The following is a 21,335-nucleotide window of genomic DNA, read 5'->3' on the forward strand; positions in this document are numbered from 1 at the left end:
CGCCGCCCCGCAGGGCGGCGCTCCGTTATCAGGCGGCGTGTGCCGTGTTGGTGGTGTCGTTGTCAGTGCTGTCGGTATCTGAAACAGCGTCGTCAGCACCGGATTCAGCCGCAGGCTCCGGTCCTTTCAGCCATGCCGGAACCCAGCGGGTGTGCTGCATGAAGTGCTCCGCATGCGCTGCTGCATCGCCCTTCTTCATCTTCTCCGCGTCACCCGCCGCGCCCGTCAGCCCCGCCTCTTTCAGGGAGGCCACAATCTGCGGATGTTTCAGGCTGCCGAAGTAGTTCTCCTTCGTCGGCTGCCACCAGTCGCGCAGATGGAACCCGATTGCCGCCTCGACCGTATCGAGGGTACTGCGCGAGGTGTGTCCCATATCGCGGGTCTGTACCCCGTCAACGGAACAGGCCGTGCAGAAGGCCATGAGCGACATCAGAACACCGCCGTCAAGGGCAAAGAAGGTGGTGAAGTCCTTCTCCCACCCTTCCGGCAGCAGGGCTTTCAGCCTTGTCTGTTCGGTCATGAGCATCTCAAACGCGGCGCCATCCTTACCGGACGGGGCGTTCTCCGTCAGGCTGCCGTGGGACACGGTCAGGCTGATACGGAACGGGTGAGTCGTGGTCAGACAGCCTGAAAATACGCAGGTACACATGCGCCAGACCATCAGCGCCACCGCCTTTTCGGGCTGCTGCATCAGCGCCGCCTGGACTGCCAGCGTACGCTCGGAGGTCATTTTCGTGAGCAGCGGAACGCTGATCCCCTCTGCGGCGTCGGGCTGGCGTGAGGTGAACGGCACCGTTACGCTGCTGGTTTCGGTTTCTTCCGGCATATCCGCTTTCAGGCGCACACCGCGCTGGACGTACACCTGCCCTTCGTACAGGCTGACCATCACCCCCGCGCCTGACTTCATGTCGTCAGTCCACGCGCTGACTTCTGCCGCCTCCTGAATGGCGAGGATGTCCGCTTCGATCGCATCCGACTCGTCGCAAACGCTGTCATATGTGTCGTACTGCTCCCGCAGCGCATCAAGACGCTGCTGTTGTTCAGGGGTGTATACAGGCTCGGGTTCAACAGGCTGAACGAACTCTTTACCGTCTTCGCCGTGGTACCAGATGCGGGCTGCGCGTCCGCGACTCCATGCCCAGCCCTCACGCTGCTGAATGTCCAGAGCGATACGCTCCAGCTTCTCCTGCACCAGACGCTCAACCAGCACACAGTCAGCCGTACCGTCGCCCTCGTCCTGGCTGAACAGATCTTCACGGACGTAACCCCCTGCAGCCTCGTAGGCATCGCGCCCGATAAAACGAAATTTGGCGTTGTCGGTGCGCATCTCGGTTTCGGTAATGGCGCGTTTAATCAGGTGTGCGGGCGCGCTCGACCAGCTGGCTTTAACGGTATCGAGGATTTCGGCCTGACGGGCATGATCGTCTTCGAGACAGAGCGCCTGACACTGCTCAACGGTCAGTTCGTCCTGTGCGAGCTTCTCCATCAGTGACGGAGAGAGGTTTGCCAGCTTCAGCATGCGCTGCACGTGGCGGGAGCCGAAGCCGAGCGCATCGCCAATCTGCGCGGGGGTTTTGCCCTGCTCTGCCAGCGTACGGAAACCTGCGATTTGCTCGGCAGGATGCATGGCGGCGCGCTGCTCGTTCTCAGCGACGGAGGCAAGGGCGGCAATGTCGTCTGAGACGCACTTCACGGCAACGGTGTAACCGGACGGGAGACGGTTTTCTTCTGCCAGAAGCTGCATGGCTGTCAGTCGGCGGCCACCTGCGGCTACGCCGTAACTGCCGTCGGCCAGCGCATGCACAATCAGGTTCTGAAGCAGCCCGAGCGCCCCGATGGAGTCAGCCAGACCGCGAACGCTGTCTACGGAATACGGGATAGTGCGCACGTTAAAAGGTGATTTAACGAGACTGGACAGCGGAACATACTCGATGACAGCGGCCTCAAGGGCGGCCTTCAGGGCTTCTTCCTGCGCCTTCGTGATTTTTTTGCTGCTCGCTTTTTTGGGTGCTTTTGCTTTAACATCGGTTACTGACATAGTTAATACCTCACTGATTGATGATTGTCCGGCCCTGCGGAGTTGCCCACTCCGGCAGGGCACCTCTTTCTTACTGCGGCTTGCGGATACCGTAGTCCGCGATATAACGGTTGAGCCAGTACGTGCCGCCCGGCTCAAAGTTCCACGTGCGCCAGACCATTTCACCGTCCTTACGGACAACCAGGCGAAAATGTGTACCCTGATCGTCCTCAATTGCCACGTTGGTGTACTGCGCCGCAACGGCCTCAGCCTGTTCGCGGGTAAAGGTGTCGTCGGGTAAAACCGCCAGTGCCTCGCTCATGTTGCTCCTCCTTCTGAACCTGTTTTGCTTTTAAAAAACCATCACCCGTTGAGTTGCCGGGGCCGCGGTTTTGACGTTTTGCGGGGACCTGCTGAACGCCCCCGCTGGTTGTTACCTTCACCCGTTTGAGAGCCGTTCGCCGCAGGGGCGTAAACCAGCGCGGGCGATGGCGGATGTCCAGGGCGCGGTTTACCGCGTGCCATTTACCCTGGACAGCTGACAGCGGCTGTGCTTGTCTCAGCCCCGGCGAAAGGACTCAAAAGGGGGAAATAACCAGGCAGGGAATGAGCAGGAACCCGCCGCAACGACGGAACGCGCGGGCGCGAAACGGCGTTGCCCCGAAGAGGCCCGGCAGCATTACCGCCGGGCTGGTGAGAGCGGCGCATCCGTAGACGGATGCCGCAAGCGTGATGTTAAACCTGCGACAGTGCGATGGAAGCCCGACAGGGCGGAGACGGTTTACCGGCTCCGTTTACGACAGCGCCGGTTCCCGTCAGGGAAGTCGCCCACAGGCAGACACAACAGGAAGAAAAACCGACAGGACAGCGATATCAGCCAGTACGCCATCGGTATGGCCACTATTGGCAACGACAACGACAACGACAACGACAATGCAGAGATTATCAACAGAACAGGAATATCGCCGACCGGCTACAACACATTGATACTCATACTCTGACCCCACAGGGACATAAGGCACTGGCAGAGATACGCGGCGCCGCAGGCGCAGCGTACTTCACCGGCAGGCAGAGCCTGCCAGGGTTTTTCGCGCAGGCTGACAGGCGGCTAAACCGCCTGCCGGGTAAAATCAGTTACTGAAGACATAGCCGTTATGGAACACATAGCCGCTGCTGAACAAATCCCGGGCATATGCCTCATAATCGAAGTAGCTGCGAAGCGGCTCCGGCACCTCATTCAGCAGGCCGTTATCGTCAACCATCTCCTGCGCATAGTCTTCCTCACTTTCCGCCTCTCCCCGGTACGCATCATCAAACGCGTCATAGTCACACTCGCCGGTATACTCCGCCCAGGCGATAAACGCGGCCTCCCTGCCCTCTTCTTCAGCCTGTTTGTACGCGGCGATAAAATCCCAGTCGATGGAGCATTCAGAGACGAACTGCGACGGAATGCCTTCCCAGTCCTGGAACATAAACTCGGCATCCCATTCATCGGCGTGCAGCGCCTGGCAGGCCTCGTAAAAATCCTCCCTGCAGTTAAACTCCGTCAGGTCAAACCATTTGCCAAAAATGCTGCCGCAGTTGTATTTGTGATACGTGCCCACGTAGACAGCGGGCGTGGTGGTCGTAATGCTCATAGAAATTCCTCCGTGGTCGATGTCGTCTGAGTTCCGGCTTACGCCGTGCCGACACGACAGCCCGACAGGGAGCGAAAAATGCAGGGGCGATGCATGAAGCCGCAGCGCCGGTAAACAGCGGAGAGGGTCTGGACGGTTAACGAGCGAATATTGAGCGAGATAACGACGGGAAGAACCGCGACAGGCATTTAAACAAACGGCGACCGGGTGAAAGCATCGACGTCAGTGAACCCTTGCATTTGCAGCGTTCGGGCTAGAGTAGAGGCACGGCGTTTGCCGCAGGCCGCACGAACGTTACTCACCGCGCGGCCGTAACGCCGTGGAGGTCGCGCCGGAACAGAGGAGCTGGCGACATCCTTTTGATTTTCTGGACCGGCAGGGCCAGGATTGCTCCCGGCCCTGTGGCTGCATCAGATCCGTTCCATCAGCATTCTGACATCGTGTAGTGCCTGTTTGAGGGATTCAGGAGTGGGTCGGCCCGCCTCCCATGCCTGCCCGACAAGATTTTCCAGGTCACCTTCCTGTCGCCGCAGTACGCGCATGAGCAGCGCCGCGGGAACGCTTACCTCGCGTGCCACGGCCTCCCGGTGTCGTACCAGAAGGTCGCATACGCCGGAATTTGTAACGCCTTCCCTGCGATATACAGCCATATCCGTATTACCGGTTGTTTCCATCAGTCCCTGAATCTCGGCAGGCTCCGGCTTTACATCAAGTTCACCGCAGGCGACATAAAAAGCTTCTTCGGTCCATACCAGCAGTACCAGCGGCTCGTCGGGGGTGAACATGTTTTCGAGCCGGGTGCAGAGTTCTTCGCGTGTTCCGTACATTTTGATTCTCCAGAGTCGTTTTCTGACGGGCGTTTCCGCCCGCCCGTGTCAGTCTTTAAAGCTGGAGTCCAGCTCCAGCGCCTGCCGGTATGCTTCAAGATAAAGTGTGTTGATGCGGCAAATTGTCTGGCGGGCCAGGCGCTCCGTCAGGTTCTCCGCGTCATACCGGTAGCGGGATTCCAGCGCATTGAGCGTGGCGCGCAGATCGCACATGCTGTTTGCCAGGGCGGCAACGTCGGCACGCAGCGCTTCGTTTCCGGCGTAATTCGTCATGCAGCCTCCGGAAGCCAGTCACCGTTGGCAGCGGGCAGGCACATTGAACGCCGGACAGCTGCCAGCCTCTGAACGCCGGCCCGGTGATACTGTTCGAGCAGCTCAATACCGATGTACCGCCGCCCGGCCTGTAGTGCGGCCACGCAGGTGGAGCCACTGCCAGCAAAGGGGTCGAGCACAATCGCACCGGGATGCGTGAAGGACTCAATCAGCGGTTGCAGGCTGGTTACGGGTTTTTCGGTCGGGTGGTGGCGGTTGCCGCTGTATTTCCAGCCCAGCACGTCCGGCAGCGGGTTTTGCGGAAGGGTCGGACGGCCTTTTGCCAGCAGGTAGGCGCACTCATGGCGGTAGTCCACATATGCGGACTTCGATGTGTAGGTTTTGGTAAACACCAGGTGGCCAACAACGCTGAATCCGGCCTGTTTCCAGGCGGCCATAAAGCGATCGACGCGGTTCCAGCCGTAGAAGCTCACCATCAGCGCGTCTTTTTTCAGCACGCGGTACATCTCATGGCAGGCGGGTTGCAGCCATTCATCGGTTTTATCGCCGGCGATGGTACGCCCCTGACGGTCACGAAAACCTACCAGATATGGCGGGTCGGTGAGAATGAAATCGACAGCATTATCCGGAAAGCCGGACATGATATGGACGCAATTACCCTGGATAAATCGGGACATGGTAGTTCTCCTTTCTCAAATGCGGCGCCAGTTACGCCGTGCCGATACGACAGCCGGGCGAAAAGCGGAGAATGCAGGGGCGGTGCCGCAAGCCGCAGCGCAGTGAAAAAGCCCACGCTGGCTGGACGGTTTGACGGCGAAAATTGAGACGGAAAACGACGGGAAGACAGCGGGTAATGCCTCTGAAATTAACTGCGACCGGGTGAGGACACCGACAGAGTGAACCCTTGCATTCGCAGCGTCCCGGCTACAGTAGCGGCACGGAGGCCACACGATGGCAGGAACCTGAAATACGGCCTATGTTCTGAACTGAAGAAAACACAGATTTCGCATGCGAAATCTTCACCGGAGAAACGATATGTGCGGTCGGTTTACGCAGTACAACTCCCGCGAGGAGTACCTGGCCTTTCTCGGAGAAGAAGCAGAACGGGATATTCCGTATGATCCGGAGCCCGTCGGCCGCTACAACGTCGCGCCCGGAACGCGAGTATTGCTGCTGAGTGAGCGCCACTCGCAGCTGCATCTTGATCCTGTTCTCTGGGGTTATGCCCCGGAGTGGTGGAACAAGCCCGCTCTTATCAACGCCCGGAGTGAAACTGCGGCCAACAGCCGGATGTTCAGGCCACTCTGGGAGCACGGACGGGCCATTGTTTTTGCCGACGGCTGGTTCGAATGGAAACAGCAAAACGGCGTGAAACAGCCGTTTTTCATTTACCGTAAGGACGGAAATCCACTCCTGCTCGCAGCCATCGGGAAACAACCATTTGAAAACGGCAATGACCAGGAAGGATTCCTGATCGTCACAGCAGCTGCGGATGAGGGACTGCTGGACATTCACGATCGGCGACCGCTCGTGTACTCACCTGATGCCGCACGTAAATGGCTCAGCGAAAACACAACCGGTAAAGAGGCGGAAGACATTGCCCGTGAGGGCAGTCTTTCCGCCGAAGATTTCACATGGCACGCCGTCAGCCGGGCAGTTGGCAATCCGGGGAACCAGGGCCGGGAACTTATAGAGCCGCTGGCTTAGCAGACGCTGAGATACCTGGCATCCACTCACAGGGTTATGCACCGTTTCTGTGGATAACCCACAACCTGTTTTATACGCCATAACAATGACCTGGCACGAGCAAATAAAATTCTCCTTGCAGGACGGGAAATATCTTAAATAATACTGTATATAAAAACAGGTATTTTAAGAGGTATGCCATGATCCTTTTTGTCACTCCCGCATCTGAACCAGCACTGTCCACCGCACCACTTTTCACAGAGCGTTGTCCGGCAGGTTTTCCGTCACCGGCCGCGGACTATACCGAAGACGAACTGGATCTGAATGCCTACTGTATCCGTCGCCCCAGCGCGACCTACTTTGTCCGGGCCATTGGCGATTCGATGAAAGACATGGGCCTGCACTCCGGCGATTTAATGGTTGTCGATAAAGCCGAAAAACCCATGCAGGGGGATATTGTCATCGCGGAAACAGATGGCGAATTCACCGTTAAGCGCCTGCAGCTTAAACCCCGTATCGCCCTGCTGCCGATGAATCCCGCCTACCCCACCCTCTACCCGGAGGAACTGCAGATATTCGGCGTGGTGACGGCATTCATACACAAGACGCGGGGTACGAACTGATGTTTGCGCTCGCTGACGTGAACTCGTTCTATGCGAGCTGTGAGAAGGTTTTCCGTCCGGATCTGCGTAACAGGCCCGTTGTGGTACTCAGTAACAACGATGGCTGCGTCATCGCGCGCAGTGCCGAAGCGAAACGGCTGGGCATTAAGATGGGCATCCCGTGGTTTCAGCTGAAGACGGCACAATTCCCGGAGCCGATCATTACGTTCTCGAGCAATTACGAGCTCTATGCATCTATGTCCAACAGGGTGATGTCTCACCTTGAGCAGCTGGCGCCGCGCGTGGAGCAGTACAGCATCGACGAGATGTTTCTGGACATTCGCGGTATAGACAGCTGCATCGATTTTGAGGACTTCGGCCGGCAGCTGCGCGAGCACGTGCGCTCCGGTACCGGGCTGACAATCGGTGTTGGAATGGGGCCGACCAAAACGCTGGCCAAGTCTGCACAATGGGCGTCGAAAGAGTGGCCGCAGTTCGGAGGGGTGCTTGCTCTGACGTCAAATAACCCGAAGCGAACGGAGAAACTGCTCTCCCTGCAGCCGGTGGAAGAAATCTGGGGAGTAGGGCGCAGACTTTCAAAGACGCTTAATTCGATGGGCATCACTACAGCGCTGCAGCTGGCGCGTGCGAACCCTGTATTTATCAGGAAGAATTTCAGCGTTGTGCTGGAGAGAACAGTCCGGGAACTCAACGGTGAAAGCTGTATTTCTCTTGAAGAAGCCCCTCCGCCGAAGCAGCAGATTGTCTGCAGCAGGTCCTTTGGGGAGCGTGTCACGACATATGAATCCATGCGCCAGGCCATCTGTCAGTACGCTGAGCGTGCAGCTGAAAAGCTGCGGGGCGAGCGGCAGTTCTGCAGGCACATTGCTGTATTTGTGAAAACGTCACCGTTCACGGTGAGCGAACCGTATTACGGGAATGTGGCCAGTGAGAAGTTGATGACTCCCACGCAGGATACCAGGGACATCATAGCCGCAGCGGTGAAAGCACTGGATCGGATCTGGGTGAATGGGCATCGATATGCAAAAGCGGGTTGCATGCTCAACGATTTCACTCCCACGGGGGTTTCGCAGCTGAGCCTGTTCGATGATACTCAGCCCCGAAGCAACAGCAACCAGCTGATGAAAGTCGTGGACGGTATTAACCATTCCGGTCTGGGGAAAGTGTGGTTTGCGGGACGAGGCATCGCACCTGAATGGCAAATGAAACGAGAAATGCTTTCTCCGGCATATACGACCAGGTGGAACGAACTACCGATGGCCATCATAAGGTGATCGGACACTTAAAGATTTCGCATGCGAAATCTTATGAATTAATCACGCCTGTGCAGCTGTATGAGTGCCTGAGAGGGCCGATAGTGCTGCTTCGCCCAACGCCCGTAATTATTAACGGGCTCATACTGACGTTCTGCAGCACCATCACGGTAATACAGTACCTGAATAATCCCATGCAACTGCAGATAGCTGGCTACCGTAGTTACATTATTGCGAACGAAGTGTGTGTGGCCCTGGAAGTTATCAAGATCAACTCCGTCCTGTCCGTCATCAAGCGCATCAAGAATAAAAGCGATCAACGCTGAAGCTATAGAACGACGGCCAGAGCCTGCGATACAAGCATCAAGCTCCCGAAAGGTCATCTGGATTTCCTGTTATAACGGTAATGGGCGTCCTCTTCGATTGCAGCCACGAGCCATCCGGTAGCGGTTCGCCTGTCTATGTTCTCAGGCAAGGAAGCGATGAGCTGCTCAAGTGGAAGTGTACGATTAGATCTGAATATAAGCGCCGACATTCCACACCATTCCTGGTTACTTTCTGGCTTCCAGCCGGCGCCGAGCATCAACGATAATGCCGTCTGAGAAGCCCATAACGGAGTTTCTGCCGGGCTCAAGGACCATGTGGTTAACGCTGCTCCGGGTACAGGCCTGCTTCTTGTTACGTACCCAAGTTTGATAGCCGCTTCTGTTAGTGCGGCAGCTGCTTCGGATTGAGTTCCGGGATACTGAAGCGCCCAGAGGCGGACAATTTGGCCACGGAATTCCGTGGCCATTTCGGTGAACGGAGTAGATTTCATTACTGAGATCGCATCCCTTTAACACGGAGTTCAGATGCATCAACTGAAATTTCACCAATTTCCAGTTTCACCCACACATATCCCTCTGCGTCTGGCGCGCGGTCAGTCATTATGGTCCCTTGCTGACCGTCTATGTCGACAACGACCTGCCAGGGTTTTACACCTGAATTGCTGTCTACAGGCCTGGCAGGCTTTTTGCTCTGAGCCTTAGATTTCGCATGCGAAATCTTATCTTTGCCTTTGTTCTTTACTTCATCAAGAACAGCTTTAACCTGCGCGCGTGAAATACCTGACTCCCTCGCAGCTGCGACGAGCTTCTCGGCTTCTTCGGGGGATTTTTCATTCACCTGAATCAATGTGTATGCCAGATCGACATCGGATGTAACTTTATCCCGAAGAAGGGCAGTAACATTTTCTGGTGCATCAATGAGACGAAGGTGTTTACTGACAAACGAGGTAGGTTTTCCCATCGTTTTTGCGATCTGCTCACCTGTCATGTTGAACTGATGCTTGAGCTCATAAAACGATTTTGCAGTCGCTAATGGTTTCAAACCAGACTGCTGCAGGTTTTCAATGAGCTGGCCGATGATGCGTTCTTTTCTTTCCCGCGGTGGTTTACCAACATAAATATCAATATGGGTATCACCACGTTTTCGAGCAGTACGAACTCGCGTTTCGCCTAACCATATCTGGTAGCCGCGCCTGTCACGAGGATAGCAACGAGGTGGGGTAAGCATCCCTATAGTTTCAAAGGTGTCAGACATACCCTCGATAACTTCTTCATCGAAGTCTTCTTCAGGTCGCACTTGTTCTTCAGCATATACAAGATTTATATCTACACGGATTATCTGACCATCTGGTTCGATGTCCGGGCGTGCTATATCCGCCATAATCTGGTGCGCAGCTATATCATGGCTCTGCTCATCTGGCTGTTTGTTTACAATGACATGTTCGATATCAGGTACAGCATTCGCATTTTTTTTCATTTCCTGCTGCGCCTGGAGTCGTTTCATGAACGGTTTCTTAGTCATCACTTACCTCCAGCGAGCTTAATAATTTTCTGTGTAAGTTCTTTATACTGGATTGCAGGAAGACATTTAGGGTCATATTCATCAAAGGATAGACCAAGCTCGATCGCCTCTTTTGCAGCTGCAGGTACAAATGATATATAAGCGAGAATGTATTCTTCGGAGTACCCCTTACCCTGAAGGATCTCGATGAGGAGATTCAGGTTCAGTGTATCAATAGGCCCCAGGTACCCTTCTTTGAGCGGCTTTTTGTAATTTTTCACCTGCGTCTGTGTCACATACGTCCCCATAAACTGGAGAGAAGGGTTATAGTTCCGCTTAATTTTCTGCATATAGGCAAGCTGTTTACCTACTGCATTACGGGCCTGTTTCTCCAGCAGAGTAGGGATCAGAAGGTAATCAGCTGACATATGAGCTGCGATCATGACATTCGAATATGATGGTGCTGAATCGGCAATAATAAAATCAAACTGCTTCTTCAGTTCTTCAATACGGTCTCTGAAGTCGAACATGCAATCGCTGTTGCGATAGTTAATTTCATTTAGTTCACTGGTAGCACCAATAAAGAAGCGCCCGCCGGGAAGTTCAATGGGTCGAACCTCTGTATCCGGGAAGAAAAGCTGATATGTGTTCGCCTCGCCAGGAGTAAAACTGTTACTTAAAGGTTCACGTTCAATTTCATAAGGTAAGTCATCGGGGAAAGCCCTCTCAGTCAGACCAGTTGTCCAGTCCATATCAATTTCAAGCACACGAAAGCCAGCACTACGAAGGTCATGTGCAATTTCACTGGATGACTGCGATTTAACGATTCCGCCCTTCTGGCTGCATACAACGATGAGTTTTCCGATGGGTCCAATTTTCAGGGTCATGGATCTGTCCTTAAGATTTCGCATGCGAAATGTTTGAAAAGGGGCGGTACGACTTGAGAGAGCATTTCAGTAATGTAATGAGATGATTACAGTATTTCATACACACTCCTATGAGTCAGGCGTTTCGCCAGATGCAGAAGCAGCTATCTGCCTCTGCGTTGATTGTCGTGCTTTAAGGACGACACAAACAGTATACAGAAAAACCATTGAGTATCAATAATGATACGCAATAGATTTCGCATGCGAAATCACATATTGAGTATTTCTGGTGATCATATTTGATTTTGCGCCGCAATGGGGTGGACACTCAGGTAATTCTGCCCAGTTCTGCTTGCTGCGAGGGGGCTGGCATTGTATATTGAAACTACTTAAATCTGTGTTAAGACGAGGGTTTAATGTTTGGCAATGAAACTGAAATCAGCAATTACGTATTGTTGGGTCTATTGGTGCTTGTCGGTGCAGCTTATTTCTGCAAAGGTTTTATCAGTCATCTTGCCACGCTGGGAGGACTGGTGTTGTCAGCGTATGTGTTAATTTCCTTGTTTTGAAATGCCGCATAAGCGGCATTTTTTACGCCTCCCGTTTATATCCCTTCGACGCTGGACACTCAGGTTATTCTGTCCAGTTCTGCTGGCAGTATGGGATCTGGCCTAGTATAATAATTTAAATTTAATCGAAAGCTAATGGACAAAGAATAATGGTGAAATCTATTAAAAATGCATTGAGCACCGAACGTCAGCCAACACCTGAAGAACTGGTTACTACGATTGCAGCATCCTGTCATTATGACATTATGACATTACCGAAGAACAGCGCGTAATGGCTCGCCTTGCTCAACAATACGGTACAGTCAAAACTATTACTGTGACGCAGGATTTCAATAAGCTAATCCAATCCGAATAAGCCGCGCTGCGGCTTTTCCTCTTTACCTGGCCGTTCAGGTTTTTAAGTCCATAAACATTAGGTAACAATAATGGGTTTTGTAAATAATATCACGTATAAGAAAAGACCACTACCCGAAGCCGCCACTTCTGAAAATTTTTGCACAAAAGATTTAGAGTTTTTCTGTCCATTCTATGTTGTTTCCGAAGAAGGACGGTTACTCAAAGATAATCAGGATGGAACCTACACCGATTTAAACTTTACAGGAAAACTTTATGTAAACTGCGAAGATAAAGACTATAACGCATATTGGTTTAGTTTTGATGAAACAGGAAATCTGTTCGAGACCTGCCTGATTCTAGATGAATAAGCCGAGCTGCGGCTTTCTCTGCTTACCTGGACACAATAGTAATTCTATCTAGTTCTGCTGGCAGTGAGGGATCTAGCCAGGTAGAATGGCTGCAATAAAATTAAAAAGGAAATGAATAATGCTAGTATTTTTACCAATCGCATTATGGGTCGTTGGTGTTATCTATGGAGCGTATTCATTAACACTTCTCTGGTCATGGTTTATTGTTCCTTTTGGAATACGGGATATTACATTCGCATGGGCGATTGGGTTACTTTGTCTTGCAGGTCTGTTTAAGGGCGTTCCGTCATCAAATAGCAAGGATGAAGTATGGTTATTGCTGGCTAAAAATTTTGCGCTGATCACACTTACCATTGTTGTCGGGTTTATTGCTCATAAACTCATGTAGGCATCGATAGGTTTAACAGGCCGCGCTACGGCTGTCCGGCAGCTGGACACATCAGCAATTCTGTCCAGTTCCGCTTGTAGCGGGAGATCTGGCTTAGTAGAATGGCTTTAACCATTTAGTCCTGGAATTAAATAAAGGTGAGTCTTATGCCAAAATTTCCAAAAGAAATATTAGAACCAAAGGGTTATGCCGTAAATACCACGACTCTCTTTGCTGCATTAGGACTCTTCTTCTTTGGCTTTTCAGGCTTCATTTTAGTTATCAATGCCGCTGTAAGGCTTTTTGCATCAGTATGGATGTATTCATTCGGAGGCAGTGAGGCGATCAGGGCTGGGATGGTTTTTGTTCTTGCCACCATTTGTTTTGCCCTCGCAGTCTTTTGTCGTAAAGGTTTCCGTTACTGCTTGTTCAAACTGAAACAGCACCAGTTACCGAACTAAGGCCGCGCCAGCGGCCTTTTTTACGCCTCTCGTTTAATTCCTTGCTTACCTGGACATTCAGGTGTTTCTGTCCAGTTCAGTTCAATGTGATGGCTTACTCTTGATATATAACACAATCGTTATATACTATTGATGTTCTTAATGAGAGGTCATTATGCGTATTTCTATTGTCCAGATGGTGAATGATTACTATGACGGTAATCGTGAAAAAGCAGCTCAAGCAGCCGGGATTAATTCAGTGCAACAACTTAATAATCTGGTATCAAAAGGTTATGAGGTCGCGAGGTTAGATAATGGTGACTGGATCATGCTGACGAGCAAAACGAAAATATTCAAGAAGCCATAAATAACACTTGTGTTATATAACGCAAGTGTTATAATTATCTCAAGTTAAACATACAGCGGGATAATGATATGAGCATCAAGAAAAAAGCATTTGATATTCCTTGTTTTCATGATTCAGTAAAGAAAGACTTTGAAGCTGGTTTGATTACTCTTAAACAAGCTGCCACTGAATTTTACAAAGGTAACTGGACGCCTTTTATAGATATTGAATATACAAAAAAACAACTTGGTATTTAAACATTCAATAGCCCCATACAACGGGGCATGTTAGATCTTATCAAAATAATAAAGGCGGCAATCATGGCAACAATCATCTCTGTAATTTGCATAGAGCCAGGCGAAGCGGTTAATTTCTTTACGGCAGGTAAATCCTATCCGGTCACGGCTAGCCGGGAACATCTGACATTACCGGGTGTAGACGTTATAGATGATGAGGGTGATTCTGTTTTTATTCGACTGGCATCATCCAGTCATGGTGTATTTGAGGTGGTTTATGGTTAATAACGAGCCTGAAAAGCTGATTGCTGATGAAAATGCACTGGAGCCAGAGTCAGTGGCGCATGGGATTGTTAATCTGAACAGTAAATTTACCCCTGATGCTGAGGATAAGAAACGTTATCAATGTGCTGACATTGTTCAAAGTATTATTGAATTTGAATCGTCAATTCAATGGTCAGTTAATTCTATTCTTAATGGTGTAAAAAAGGCTGAAAGCAGCGGTTATTCATCAACCGAACTATCTGAGTTAAAAGAACTGACAGTACACTACATTAATGCGTTAAAAGAAATTCAGGAACGCGCAACCCGTCAATGTTTAGAACTGGCACATATGACGCTACTTGCTCATGGCATTAAGTTAGATACAGAGAGCCATTTTGATGTTGATGGTTATCAGTTTAAAGCAACACCTGTTACTGATGAAATTAATTATATAGTATCTGATTTATTTTCTTATAGTGACATTGCTAATATTAATATGAGTCTTAGTAATGTGGTTGTTACAGGAGAAAAAAAGATAAGAAAACCACAATTACCAGCGCGTTTAATAATGAATCTCTGGCTTAATGATTAGTGGAAATGTTTACTTATATTGATGGTGAATGATATGAATATTGCAAAAGGTCGCGCCAGTGGCCTTTTTTACGCTCCTCGTTTAATTCCCCGTTAGATGCGCAGAGCGCATGGGAGGCGTCTACGCCGGAAGCCCCGCAGCGCCAGCGAGGACTCAGAAAGCATTACGGCTTTTTAGCCGTAAAATCCCCCACACTGCAAAGCCGGGTTTACGGTAAGTCTCTCCTACGGCCACAAAAAAGCCGCTTTCGCGGCTGTTTGGGCTGTTCCCTTATTTATCCAGCCACGCTGCCCCTATCCAGACACTGTGGGCGATAGAATGCGTATGTTCCGCTATATCCGTTTCACCATACGGATCATTACTCACCTGACAGTCTGCGCCGCCGATGGTGCTGTCCAGTGTTACCACAACGTCATAGGCAGGATATGCAGCCTTTATCGCCTCGCGTATGGCGTTTTTATACCGCTGTTGTTCCTGTTGAGTCAGCATATCTGATACTGATTTCACGCCCACGGTATACGTAATGAGGGGCAGTTGTGGCGCAATGCTGGCTGACGGGAACAGGGCTTCATGTGCGCGGTAATCGTCCTCGGTCATATTTTCAATTTCGTACTGGCGCTGACAGCTTGTACACCGAACGTTCCCGCCAGGCATATCCTCGCCGCAGTCCGGGCAGTTCTCAAGGTTATCTTCTGTGTTAATCTTCATACCTTGCCTCCTGATTTGATGTTTTTCAGTCGCGTAATTCTGGATTTAATGATTTTTACGAGCTTTAGCTCTCCATTATATTCTTCTTCATGCTCTGCGCTCCATAACCCCGCTGCTTTCTCTTCTTCATACCACTTAATACTCATATAGGTGGATTCCAGCGCGTAACGTAGAGCCATATTTTGTGTGGTATAAAAGCCATTGGGTAATGGTTCGTTTTCATAAAATTTCTGGCGATAATGCACCGGAACGTTTGTAAGCCATTTCCCTTTTTGCCAGGTAATATCATCCAGCTTTTGTACCAGGCTGATCACAACCTTTTTAGTGCCAAAATATTTTGATACCGTCCGGTTTTGTATTGAGCGAACATGCCATTCATCAACATCAACATGACACTTTCCTTCATCAGCTACCCAGCCAAAAGCTTTATACAGCACCGCACCGACTTTGATGATACTGGAGGGATAGCGTTGTGGTTTCATATTCCTGAGGCCTCCCTGTGGCTTACGCTGTCTCTAAGTTTTCTGTAGCCTCTGTCGGAGGCTACAGATGATGCTTTTTAAATCGTGGTTAATACAATCATATAAGCATCTGGCCTGACTCTGATAATGTTGAGGATCGCGCCTTTTTCCGGCAGCCCTAATTTATTATACCTTCCAGCCCTGACTTACTCTCAATGCTGACGTTTTTTTGTAATGCTTCTGACAGCACTGACGGCGAAAGTGGCTGTCCTTCTTTATTTGCCCGGAATACCATAATTGTGCTGTTCTGGTTTTCCTCCAGACCGCTCAGGCTTGCGGTTGCTGTTGAAAATCCTTTCTGTTCAATCTCCGCTAGTGTCTTTTTAATGGCGGCGATACTCTTTGCGCTAAAGCTGTATACAGTGACATTTTGATGTACGTTAAGTGTATTTGTCCCTCTGGGAAAGTGGAAGTTACTTTCGATTTTAAAGCTATCAATCAGCGTTGATGTGACCTGCTCCGTTGCGGCATAGCCAGAAAAAGATAACGCCAGCAATACGCCTAGGGTAATTTTATTCATTTACTGTCCTTACTGGTTCTGTTTATTTTGGGTTAATATGGAAAGGATCATATGTGTTGCCGTGAATATGGTAATAAAATCAGCAGCGACGAGTATCATTAAAATCCCGAAATCTGAGTTGCCTGTGCCACGCGATGCGAAGCCAATAAGTAAAGCTGTCATAATAACACTGAGTGCTACGTTGAAAGCGGCGATATATTTAATATTCAGAATATTCATTCTTCTGCCTCTTTGTTTATCAGTTCAAACATGCTGCGCTCAAACGTCGAAATTGCAATATTAAATTTGTTCTTTTCTGATGGAAGTAATCTGACAAGATCATAGCCGTAGCCAAAATCCGTAAAATCGACAATGACGGTTAACAGTTTATTTAAATTGTTCATCGCGAGTGTCAGTTCACGCCGTTCCTGTGGCTGTACCGTCTTTTCTTTGGCGCTGGTAAACAGAAAATCAAGGCGCTTGTAATACTCCAGCATGGTTTTACCGGGCATACGTCCTTCGTCTTTAAGTCCGGCTTCCATGTTGAGCGCCACCGCAAGCGCGGTAGCTAATAGCTCTGGCGCTTCACTGGTGAGATCGTCCGGCGTTTTCACGCTGGTAGTGACCACAAAGGGCAGACGCTTGTTCTCAGCGATGTACTGATACAGCAGGGTAATAGCCTGTGTCGGTGTGGCTCCGGCGATCTGCATCGCTTCATCGGCGCTTTGCTTGAGTTCTGCGTCAATACGCACGTTCACGTTGACCGTTGCCATTATTTACCCCCTTTCGCTGTGATCTGGCGAATGAAGCAGAATGTCAGATATACAGCCATGTAACCCGCAAAGACAGTAATAAATGGCAGCACCATTTTGGCATATACAGCGTAAATCATGGCGACGGTTTCACCCATGTTATCTTTCATTCTCATTGCATCCTCTTTCGTAAATCTGGATATATTGAAAATGCCGTACAAGGCTAATGTATAATAGAAAGCAATTAACTTTTCAGACACTGATTGTTTCATTGTTTGTCACTCCGGTTACTGGAATAAATCAATCTGGTTTTCACGGATGTTATAAATCCGGGCGGTTTCTTCGCGCAATATTCTGTGCTGTTTGGCGTAGAAATCACAACGGCGCTGATAGTCACCGTTATGTTTCTCTATGACATAAATCAGATAGGTTGGATCAGCCGGATATACGCCGTCCTGCCATGATTTTTTAATAATTGCGCGGGTATTCTGATCGCATGAAAAATAAAGTTTCCGGGCTTGCCGCCACTGATTAGCGCGGAAGTTTCGCATATTCATTTCTGATTTATGGCTCATTTCTTCACGGCGTTGTTTTTCTGCTTCCAGCGTACTCTGTGGCGTTGTAAGCTGGTCGGCAATAAGAGGATACCGGGCATCCAGTTTATTCTGTACGCGCTGCGGTTTGCGTAAATAAGCGGCTTCCTTGGCTGGCGTCCAGTGATAAGAATAACGTTCCTGTCGTCTGAATTTCATATCCGGCTCCCGGTAATCGTAAAGCAAAGTTGCGTTACAGATTATAATAGCGCCAGTTGCCGAAAGTGTAAAGCAATCATGCGTTACGTTTTGCGGTTTTTTGTGGGGCTGCTCCGTAAATTTTCCCCGGTAAACCCTCCCGCAAAATCGCAGATTTCACGTAGCGCACTGCCGTTACTGACTCCATCAAAAATACTCACCAATATTTTTCGCACCGCAAACAAGCTAAGTGACTGTAAAACAACAATTCACTGAAACGACGGCAATCGCTCGATGGCGTTGGCCAACTTCCTTAACGACTGCGACCGCTACAGTAATTTTGAACAAGATTCCCGACGCTCCGGGCGACGTGTCCGGGCAGATCGCCGCGCACGGGTCGCCAGTGCCGCTGGCCTGTTCCCGGCTCCGGGTTAACACGCCACAAAATGTTGCATGTGCCGGAATGTGACGTGTTCGCTCTCCCTCTGTTAATTCCTCCGGCAGTTAGACATACAGCGTCTTCTGTCCATCAGGTAGATGCGCAGAGCGCATGGGAGGCGTTCTGCGCCGGAAGCCCCGCAGCGCCGAGGACTCAGAAAGCATTACGTCCTTAGCCGTACAACCGCCCCCGCTGCAAAGCGGGGGGTACGGTTCTTTATGTCTAAAGGGTATTGGTTTCCACATTGAATGTTTTAGACCACCATGCTATAACTGCATACACACATACTGACATGCAGAATTTATTGCTAATGGTACAACCACAAAATTTTTGTGCATTGGGTAAACATCGAAATCAACTCACATCTCTTTTGTTGAAATCATTTTTTCTATTATCTACTGTTTTTTTTGTTGGTAGATTCACTCCTGATTATGATAACAACCAGATTTTGTTTATTGCTTTCGAAGTGACGATAATTTTCGTTGAAATTGTTTTACTTTATATGTTAATGAGGCGGTTTATTATATTGTCTAAAAAAATACGTCGCAGCAATCATATTACATAGTTGAATGACATCGAAGGTGAAATGGAAATGGATAAGACGAATCATGGATTTATTGTCTACAGTGATTTTCGTGAGGGATATGTGATGGGGGGTGGGGATTTTTGTAAGTTTCCTGAAAGCGCTAAAGTTTTTGATAAAGAAGCAAATGCTAGACGTTCGGCGTGGCACTATGATGCTCAGGTGTTAGAGATAGATATTGTCACGGGAAAGGTCATACGAATTTTATAGTATATCCACTCATTGGATTTTTATTAATAAGCCTCCATTTTAAGAGGCTTATTAAATATCTTTCAGAGGGTGGCTATCCGTTTAAATTTTATGCTCAAAAACCTCTCCGAGTTTTAATATTTTTTCTTCTTCCTGGAATATTTTTTTCATTGCCGCCATCTGATTCGTCGCAGGAATGACCACGGCTACAGAATTACCATTTTCATAATTACATTTGGCATGACTTATTATGTCAGTCTCAGGATCTGGTAAGTTATCATAAGTGATGATATCCCATTGTTCTTTTAATTTCTCAATAAACGTGCTTCTGCCAGAACATGTTTTGCCATAAATAAATATCATACGTGGGATGCCTGGGCTTCTGTTAATCACGTCCATGACTGTTGGTTTAGTCATACTCTCGATAACTGGTGTGCCATTTATTTTGTACATTATAATGACGTTACAGCTTGGTTTATAATCAAGCTGTGCAGTAATTTCTTCTTTAGTTGTCTTGCTAAGGCCGTTATCAATGATAATCTTCATAACTTCAGATTCTTTTACTATCTGATTCCTCTGTCTTGAAAGCTCTAACGTCAGTTCTTCAATCTGTTCCCATTGTGCTGCGTCGATGTGTTTAGTTGGCATAGCGTCATTTCCCCTCAGTATTGATAAATCTAATTTATTAGAAGTTCACTATGCGGTCAACTAAAATCTAATAAATTAGAAATATATAAGTAATCTCCCGTAAAAAACCCTCCCGCCAAATCGCAGATTTCACGTAGCGCACCGCCGTTACTGACTCAATCAAAAATACTCACCAATATTTTTCGCACCGCAAACAACCTAAGTGACTGTAAAACAACAATTCACTGAAACACCGGCAACGCGCTCGATGCGCTGGCCATGTCGATTCTCAGCTGCGACCGCTACAGTAATTTTGAACAAGATTCCCCGCGTTCCGGGCGACGTGTCCGGGCAGATCCCCGCGCACTGGTCGCCATCGGCGCTGGCCTGTTCCCGGCTCCGGGTTAATTCGCCAGGCACTTAGACATAACAGTTATTCTGTCCGGTTCTATCGATTACTCACTCACTAACTTTCATACATACACCAGAGATGAAAAAAAATGCTTTCTAACCTGGACATTTCGGCACTATCGGAAAAATTGCCCACAAAATATTTCTGGTGTTCGTATTTATTTTTGTTGACCTGATGCCGAAACCGTGAGTCTGTTCAGAGCTTACATCTGAACAGGGGAGGGGTTGGACAAGCCCGATGGGCGCGTCAGCGTGTCACATTGGAGTATACTCTATATATACCATCCAAAAAATACCGGCGAATGTTATTGTTACCACATAAGTGATACCATCATAAGCAAGACCACTTAAAAGTTACCAGAAGGACAAAATATGTTCGTTTTTGGTTACCTCCGGGCATCCACTTCAGAGCAGGATGCCAGCCGGGCAAAAAATGCACTGAAGGCATTTGCAAACCAAAATGGCCACCGTATTGCTGGCTGGTATATCGATAATGTCTCCGGTACGACAATGAACCGTCCAGAACTGATCAGGCTTCTTGGTGATGCGGAACCTGGTGATGTGATTCTCATAGAACAGGTCGACAGGCTTACCCGCCTGGATGATGCAGGCTGGGAGACACTCAGAAAGCAAATTACTGATAAGCAGCTGGCCATCGTCAGTCTTGATCTACCGACCAGCCATCTGGCGCTCTCCAGCACAGTAAGTGATGACTTTACCCGAAGCATGCTGAAGGCCGTAAATAGCATGATGCTGGATATGCTCGCAGCTATTGCCCGAAAAGATTACGAAGACCGCCGACGTCGTCAGTCAGAGGGTATCAGTAAGGCGAAAGCTGAAGGAAAATACCGGGGCAGGGTGGCCGATGCGCAGAAACATGAATTGATACGCACTCTGCGTCTGGCCCACGGAAAGTCACTGCGTGAAACAGCCCGCCTGGCTGGCGTATCAAAGATGACAGTAATCAGGGTCTGTAACGGCAATCATAAGCAGGATACTGATTGACGATACTTATTCACGTTAGGTTCAGAACAAACAATTAAGCTTATGGAGCGAATATGGCTGAAAGACTATCTCAAAGAGAACAGGAGTTGTTGGAGGAATTCCTTTGTACTGTTCTGGATGACTTCAGTAAAGGCAGTATAACCCGCCATCAGGCTGTCAGCGGTATCGCGACATTATATACAGCTGCCGCAGAAGGACGGAGAGAAGAGGCTTTAGAATATCTGAGAGAGGGAAGAAAGTTGCTAAGGCAGTAATTGATGATGAGTAAAAATGGTTCAGGAAGGGGACCGAACCACCCCGGCACAGTCCCCTGAAGGAATGACAATTCCGTTCACCGCCAATA

The 21,335-nt window shown here is 49.4% G+C and carries 31 protein-coding genes; 15 read left to right on the plus strand and 16 right to left on the minus strand.

Features of this window, described 5'->3' with window-relative positions; genetic code table 11:
* Window positions 1-28 precede the first annotated feature (28 nt).
* Window positions 29-2,038 carry a ParB/RepB/Spo0J family partition protein gene (locus tag WFN87_RS21915; protein WP_336819731.1) on the minus strand — a complete coding sequence of 670 codons (2,010 nt, stop codon included), beginning with the start codon at window positions 2,036-2,038 and terminating at the stop codon, window positions 29-31.
* A 70-nt stretch (window positions 2,039-2,108) separates the two neighbouring features.
* Window positions 2,109-2,339, minus strand: a complete 231-nt coding sequence (locus tag WFN87_RS21920) for a DUF905 domain-containing protein (protein WP_336819733.1) — start codon at window positions 2,337-2,339, stop codon at window positions 2,109-2,111.
* A gap of 70 nt (window positions 2,340-2,409) precedes the next feature.
* Between WFN87_RS21920 and WFN87_RS24195 the strand changes: the two genes are divergently transcribed.
* Complete coding sequence (locus WFN87_RS24195) at window positions 2,410-2,559, plus strand: hypothetical protein (RefSeq protein WP_000141695.1); 150 nt, start codon at window positions 2,410-2,412, stop codon at window positions 2,557-2,559.
* 588 nt (window positions 2,560-3,147) lie between these two features.
* Here the strand turns inward: WFN87_RS24195 and WFN87_RS21930 are convergent.
* The 4 genes from WFN87_RS21930 to WFN87_RS21945 form a co-directional block, all read right to left on the minus strand.
* Complete coding sequence (locus WFN87_RS21930; protein WP_336819734.1) at window positions 3,148-3,654, minus strand: antirestriction protein ArdA; 507 nt, start codon at window positions 3,652-3,654, stop codon at window positions 3,148-3,150.
* A 410-nt stretch (window positions 3,655-4,064) separates the two neighbouring features.
* Complete coding sequence (locus tag WFN87_RS21935; RefSeq protein WP_336819735.1) at window positions 4,065-4,481, minus strand: DUF1380 family protein; 417 nt, start codon at window positions 4,479-4,481, stop codon at window positions 4,065-4,067.
* A 48-nt stretch (window positions 4,482-4,529) separates the two neighbouring features.
* Window positions 4,530-4,754, minus strand: a complete 225-nt coding sequence (locus WFN87_RS21940; protein ID WP_336819737.1) for a hypothetical protein — start codon at window positions 4,752-4,754, stop codon at window positions 4,530-4,532.
* Window positions 4,751-5,431, minus strand: coding sequence for a DNA methylase (locus WFN87_RS21945; protein WP_336819739.1), 681 nt, complete (start codon window positions 5,429-5,431; stop codon window positions 4,751-4,753). The genes WFN87_RS21940 and WFN87_RS21945 overlap by 4 nt, the downstream gene beginning before the upstream one ends.
* A 358-nt stretch (window positions 5,432-5,789) precedes the next feature.
* Between WFN87_RS21945 and WFN87_RS21950 the strand changes: the two genes are divergently transcribed.
* From WFN87_RS21950 to WFN87_RS21960, 3 genes are all read left to right on the plus strand, one after another.
* Window positions 5,790-6,461 carry an SOS response-associated peptidase family protein gene (locus WFN87_RS21950; RefSeq protein ID WP_336819740.1) on the plus strand — a complete coding sequence of 224 codons (672 nt, stop codon included), beginning with the start codon at window positions 5,790-5,792 and terminating at the stop codon, window positions 6,459-6,461.
* A gap of 179 nt (window positions 6,462-6,640) precedes the next feature.
* On the plus strand, window positions 6,641-7,063 hold the full coding sequence (gene umuD / locus WFN87_RS21955; protein WP_336819741.1) for a translesion error-prone DNA polymerase V autoproteolytic subunit: 423 nt from the start codon (window positions 6,641-6,643) through the stop codon (window positions 7,061-7,063).
* The gene (locus tag WFN87_RS21960; protein WP_336819742.1) at window positions 7,063-8,337 is read left to right on the plus strand and encodes a Y-family DNA polymerase; all 1,275 of its coding nucleotides are present in this window, start codon (window positions 7,063-7,065) and stop codon (window positions 8,335-8,337) included. Before umuD ends, WFN87_RS21960 begins: the two co-directional genes overlap by 1 nt.
* A 38-nt stretch (window positions 8,338-8,375) precedes the next feature.
* On the opposite strand, the gene WFN87_RS21965 is transcribed toward WFN87_RS21960, so the two are convergent.
* The 3 genes from WFN87_RS21965 to WFN87_RS21975 form a co-directional block, all read right to left on the minus strand.
* Window positions 8,376-8,699 (minus strand): hypothetical protein, encoded by a 324-nt coding sequence (locus tag WFN87_RS21965; RefSeq protein ID WP_336819743.1) that lies wholly within the window; start codon window positions 8,697-8,699, stop codon window positions 8,376-8,378.
* A 433-nt stretch (window positions 8,700-9,132) separates the two neighbouring features.
* Complete coding sequence (locus WFN87_RS21970; RefSeq protein ID WP_336819744.1) at window positions 9,133-10,164, minus strand: ParB/RepB/Spo0J family partition protein; 1,032 nt, start codon at window positions 10,162-10,164, stop codon at window positions 9,133-9,135.
* Entirely contained in the window at window positions 10,164-11,030 is an 867-nt protein-coding gene (locus WFN87_RS21975; RefSeq protein WP_016247547.1) for a ParA family protein, read from the minus strand. The genes WFN87_RS21970 and WFN87_RS21975 overlap by 1 nt, the downstream gene beginning before the upstream one ends.
* Before the next feature lie 973 nt (window positions 11,031-12,003).
* On the opposite strand from WFN87_RS21975, the gene WFN87_RS21980 reads away from it, so the two are divergent.
* The 7 genes from WFN87_RS21980 to WFN87_RS22010 all read left to right on the plus strand — a co-directional run bounded on the left by WFN87_RS21980 (window position 12,004) and on the right by WFN87_RS22010 (window position 14,527).
* Window positions 12,004-12,282 carry a hypothetical protein gene (locus WFN87_RS21980; protein ID WP_336819666.1) on the plus strand — a complete coding sequence of 93 codons (279 nt, stop codon included), beginning with the start codon at window positions 12,004-12,006 and terminating at the stop codon, window positions 12,280-12,282.
* A 118-nt stretch (window positions 12,283-12,400) separates the two neighbouring features.
* Window positions 12,401-12,670, plus strand: coding sequence for a hypothetical protein (locus tag WFN87_RS21985; protein ID WP_336819668.1), 270 nt, complete (start codon window positions 12,401-12,403; stop codon window positions 12,668-12,670).
* A 146-nt stretch (window positions 12,671-12,816) separates the two neighbouring features.
* Window positions 12,817-13,110: a hypothetical protein gene (locus tag WFN87_RS21990; protein WP_119918936.1), complete on the plus strand. Its 294-nt coding sequence runs from the start codon at window positions 12,817-12,819 to the stop codon at window positions 13,108-13,110.
* 154 nt (window positions 13,111-13,264) lie between these two features.
* Window positions 13,265-13,456 (plus strand): hypothetical protein, encoded by a 192-nt coding sequence (locus WFN87_RS21995; protein WP_119918937.1) that lies wholly within the window; start codon window positions 13,265-13,267, stop codon window positions 13,454-13,456.
* Between the two features lie 68 nt (window positions 13,457-13,524).
* Complete coding sequence (locus WFN87_RS22000; RefSeq protein WP_181654469.1) at window positions 13,525-13,692, plus strand: hypothetical protein; 168 nt, start codon at window positions 13,525-13,527, stop codon at window positions 13,690-13,692.
* A gap of 63 nt (window positions 13,693-13,755) precedes the next feature.
* Window positions 13,756-13,956 carry a hypothetical protein gene (locus tag WFN87_RS22005; protein WP_143365061.1) on the plus strand — a complete coding sequence of 67 codons (201 nt, stop codon included), beginning with the start codon at window positions 13,756-13,758 and terminating at the stop codon, window positions 13,954-13,956.
* Window positions 13,949-14,527, plus strand: coding sequence for a hypothetical protein (locus WFN87_RS22010; protein WP_119918939.1), 579 nt, complete (start codon window positions 13,949-13,951; stop codon window positions 14,525-14,527). The genes WFN87_RS22005 and WFN87_RS22010 overlap by 8 nt, the downstream gene beginning before the upstream one ends.
* Window positions 14,528-14,797: 270 nt before the next feature.
* Here the strand turns inward: WFN87_RS22010 and WFN87_RS22015 are convergent, their stop codons facing one another.
* The 6 genes from WFN87_RS22015 to WFN87_RS22040 form a co-directional block, all read right to left on the minus strand.
* Window positions 14,798-15,235 (minus strand): hypothetical protein, encoded by a 438-nt coding sequence (locus WFN87_RS22015; protein ID WP_336819673.1) that lies wholly within the window; start codon window positions 15,233-15,235, stop codon window positions 14,798-14,800.
* Window positions 15,232-15,717: a hypothetical protein gene (locus tag WFN87_RS22020; protein WP_238795359.1), complete on the minus strand. Its 486-nt coding sequence runs from the start codon at window positions 15,715-15,717 to the stop codon at window positions 15,232-15,234. Before WFN87_RS22020 ends, WFN87_RS22015 begins: the two co-directional genes overlap by 4 nt.
* A 157-nt stretch (window positions 15,718-15,874) precedes the next feature.
* Complete coding sequence (locus WFN87_RS22025; protein ID WP_336819675.1) at window positions 15,875-16,276, minus strand: hypothetical protein; 402 nt, start codon at window positions 16,274-16,276, stop codon at window positions 15,875-15,877.
* A 215-nt stretch (window positions 16,277-16,491) separates the two neighbouring features.
* Complete coding sequence (locus tag WFN87_RS22030; RefSeq protein ID WP_336819676.1) at window positions 16,492-17,028, minus strand: type II toxin-antitoxin system RelB/DinJ family antitoxin; 537 nt, start codon at window positions 17,026-17,028, stop codon at window positions 16,492-16,494.
* A complete protein-coding gene (locus WFN87_RS22035; RefSeq protein ID WP_143365062.1) occupies window positions 17,028-17,279 on the minus strand; it encodes a hypothetical protein in 252 nt (83 codons plus the stop codon). Before WFN87_RS22035 ends, WFN87_RS22030 begins: the two co-directional genes overlap by 1 nt.
* A 15-nt stretch (window positions 17,280-17,294) precedes the next feature.
* A complete protein-coding gene (locus WFN87_RS22040) occupies window positions 17,295-17,759 on the minus strand; it encodes a hypothetical protein (protein WP_119918944.1) in 465 nt (154 codons plus the stop codon).
* Between the two features lie 1,010 nt (window positions 17,760-18,769).
* On the opposite strand from WFN87_RS22040, the gene WFN87_RS22045 reads away from it, so the two are divergent.
* Entirely contained in the window at window positions 18,770-18,970 is a 201-nt protein-coding gene (locus tag WFN87_RS22045) for a hypothetical protein (protein ID WP_057992171.1), read from the plus strand.
* An 81-nt stretch (window positions 18,971-19,051) separates the two neighbouring features.
* Here WFN87_RS22045 and WFN87_RS22050 read toward each other — a convergent pair whose 3' ends face one another.
* Entirely contained in the window at window positions 19,052-19,597 is a 546-nt protein-coding gene (locus tag WFN87_RS22050; protein WP_336819682.1) for a hypothetical protein, read from the minus strand.
* 258 nt (window positions 19,598-19,855) lie between these two features.
* On the opposite strand from WFN87_RS22050, the gene WFN87_RS22055 reads away from it, so the two are divergent.
* From WFN87_RS22055 to WFN87_RS22065, 3 genes are all read left to right on the plus strand, one after another.
* The gene (locus WFN87_RS22055; RefSeq protein WP_336819684.1) at window positions 19,856-19,984 is read left to right on the plus strand and encodes a hypothetical protein; all 129 of its coding nucleotides are present in this window, start codon (window positions 19,856-19,858) and stop codon (window positions 19,982-19,984) included.
* Between the two features lie 375 nt (window positions 19,985-20,359).
* Entirely contained in the window at window positions 20,360-20,992 is a 633-nt protein-coding gene (locus WFN87_RS22060; protein ID WP_079825338.1) for a recombinase family protein, read from the plus strand.
* A gap of 53 nt (window positions 20,993-21,045) precedes the next feature.
* Window positions 21,046-21,246: a hypothetical protein gene (locus WFN87_RS22065; RefSeq protein WP_336819687.1), complete on the plus strand. Its 201-nt coding sequence runs from the start codon at window positions 21,046-21,048 to the stop codon at window positions 21,244-21,246.
* Window positions 21,247-21,335 lie beyond the last annotated feature (89 nt).

It is taken from the genome of Cedecea sp. AS113 (genome assembly GCF_037152415.1).
GTDB lineage: Bacteria > Pseudomonadota > Gammaproteobacteria > Enterobacterales > Enterobacteriaceae > Cedecea.

What these genes read in the sequence shown, in the direction of transcription:
- WFN87_RS21915 (WP_336819731.1), bottom strand. Translation starts at nt 2,038, where the DNA reads ATGTCAGTAACCGATGTTAAAGCAAAAGCACCCAAAAAAGCGAGCAGC.
- WFN87_RS21920 (WP_336819733.1), bottom strand. Translation starts at nt 2,339, where the DNA reads ATGAGCGAGGCACTGGCGGTTTTACCCGACGACACCTTTACCCGCGAA.
- WFN87_RS21930 (WP_336819734.1), bottom strand. Translation starts at nt 3,654, where the DNA reads ATGAGCATTACGACCACCACGCCCGCTGTCTACGTGGGCACGTATCAC.
- WFN87_RS21935 (WP_336819735.1), bottom strand. Translation starts at nt 4,481, where the DNA reads ATGTACGGAACACGCGAAGAACTCTGCACCCGGCTCGAAAACATGTTC.
- WFN87_RS21940 (WP_336819737.1), bottom strand. Translation starts at nt 4,754, where the DNA reads ATGACGAATTACGCCGGAAACGAAGCGCTGCGTGCCGACGTTGCCGCC.
- WFN87_RS21945 (WP_336819739.1), bottom strand. Translation starts at nt 5,431, where the DNA reads ATGTCCCGATTTATCCAGGGTAATTGCGTCCATATCATGTCCGGCTTT.
- WFN87_RS21950 (WP_336819740.1), top strand. Translation starts at nt 5,790, where the DNA reads ATGTGCGGTCGGTTTACGCAGTACAACTCCCGCGAGGAGTACCTGGCC.
- umuD (WP_336819741.1), top strand. Translation starts at nt 6,641, where the DNA reads ATGATCCTTTTTGTCACTCCCGCATCTGAACCAGCACTGTCCACCGCA.
- WFN87_RS21960 (WP_336819742.1), top strand. Translation starts at nt 7,063, where the DNA reads ATGTTTGCGCTCGCTGACGTGAACTCGTTCTATGCGAGCTGTGAGAAG.
- WFN87_RS21965 (WP_336819743.1), bottom strand. Translation starts at nt 8,699, where the DNA reads ATGACCTTTCGGGAGCTTGATGCTTGTATCGCAGGCTCTGGCCGTCGT.
- WFN87_RS21970 (WP_336819744.1), bottom strand. Translation starts at nt 10,164, where the DNA reads ATGACTAAGAAACCGTTCATGAAACGACTCCAGGCGCAGCAGGAAATG.
- WFN87_RS21975 (WP_016247547.1), bottom strand. Translation starts at nt 11,030, where the DNA reads ATGACCCTGAAAATTGGACCCATCGGAAAACTCATCGTTGTATGCAGC.
- WFN87_RS21980 (WP_336819666.1), top strand. Translation starts at nt 12,004, where the DNA reads ATGGGTTTTGTAAATAATATCACGTATAAGAAAAGACCACTACCCGAA.
- WFN87_RS21985 (WP_336819668.1), top strand. Translation starts at nt 12,401, where the DNA reads ATGCTAGTATTTTTACCAATCGCATTATGGGTCGTTGGTGTTATCTAT.
- WFN87_RS21990 (WP_119918936.1), top strand. Translation starts at nt 12,817, where the DNA reads ATGCCAAAATTTCCAAAAGAAATATTAGAACCAAAGGGTTATGCCGTA.
- WFN87_RS21995 (WP_119918937.1), top strand. Translation starts at nt 13,265, where the DNA reads ATGCGTATTTCTATTGTCCAGATGGTGAATGATTACTATGACGGTAAT.
- WFN87_RS22000 (WP_181654469.1), top strand. Translation starts at nt 13,525, where the DNA reads ATGAGCATCAAGAAAAAAGCATTTGATATTCCTTGTTTTCATGATTCA.
- WFN87_RS22005 (WP_143365061.1), top strand. Translation starts at nt 13,756, where the DNA reads ATGGCAACAATCATCTCTGTAATTTGCATAGAGCCAGGCGAAGCGGTT.
- WFN87_RS22010 (WP_119918939.1), top strand. Translation starts at nt 13,949, where the DNA reads ATGGTTAATAACGAGCCTGAAAAGCTGATTGCTGATGAAAATGCACTG.
- WFN87_RS22015 (WP_336819673.1), bottom strand. Translation starts at nt 15,235, where the DNA reads ATGAAGATTAACACAGAAGATAACCTTGAGAACTGCCCGGACTGCGGC.
- WFN87_RS22020 (WP_238795359.1), bottom strand. Translation starts at nt 15,717, where the DNA reads ATGAAACCACAACGCTATCCCTCCAGTATCATCAAAGTCGGTGCGGTG.
- WFN87_RS22025 (WP_336819675.1), bottom strand. Translation starts at nt 16,276, where the DNA reads ATGAATAAAATTACCCTAGGCGTATTGCTGGCGTTATCTTTTTCTGGC.
- WFN87_RS22030 (WP_336819676.1), bottom strand. Translation starts at nt 17,028, where the DNA reads ATGGCAACGGTCAACGTGAACGTGCGTATTGACGCAGAACTCAAGCAA.
- WFN87_RS22035 (WP_143365062.1), bottom strand. Translation starts at nt 17,279, where the DNA reads ATGAAACAATCAGTGTCTGAAAAGTTAATTGCTTTCTATTATACATTA.
- WFN87_RS22040 (WP_119918944.1), bottom strand. Translation starts at nt 17,759, where the DNA reads ATGAAATTCAGACGACAGGAACGTTATTCTTATCACTGGACGCCAGCC.
- WFN87_RS22045 (WP_057992171.1), top strand. Translation starts at nt 18,770, where the DNA reads ATGGATAAGACGAATCATGGATTTATTGTCTACAGTGATTTTCGTGAG.
- WFN87_RS22050 (WP_336819682.1), bottom strand. Translation starts at nt 19,597, where the DNA reads ATGCCAACTAAACACATCGACGCAGCACAATGGGAACAGATTGAAGAA.
- WFN87_RS22055 (WP_336819684.1), top strand. Translation starts at nt 19,856, where the DNA reads ATGTCGATTCTCAGCTGCGACCGCTACAGTAATTTTGAACAAGATTCC.
- WFN87_RS22060 (WP_079825338.1), top strand. Translation starts at nt 20,360, where the DNA reads ATGTTCGTTTTTGGTTACCTCCGGGCATCCACTTCAGAGCAGGATGCC.
- WFN87_RS22065 (WP_336819687.1), top strand. Translation starts at nt 21,046, where the DNA reads ATGGCTGAAAGACTATCTCAAAGAGAACAGGAGTTGTTGGAGGAATTC.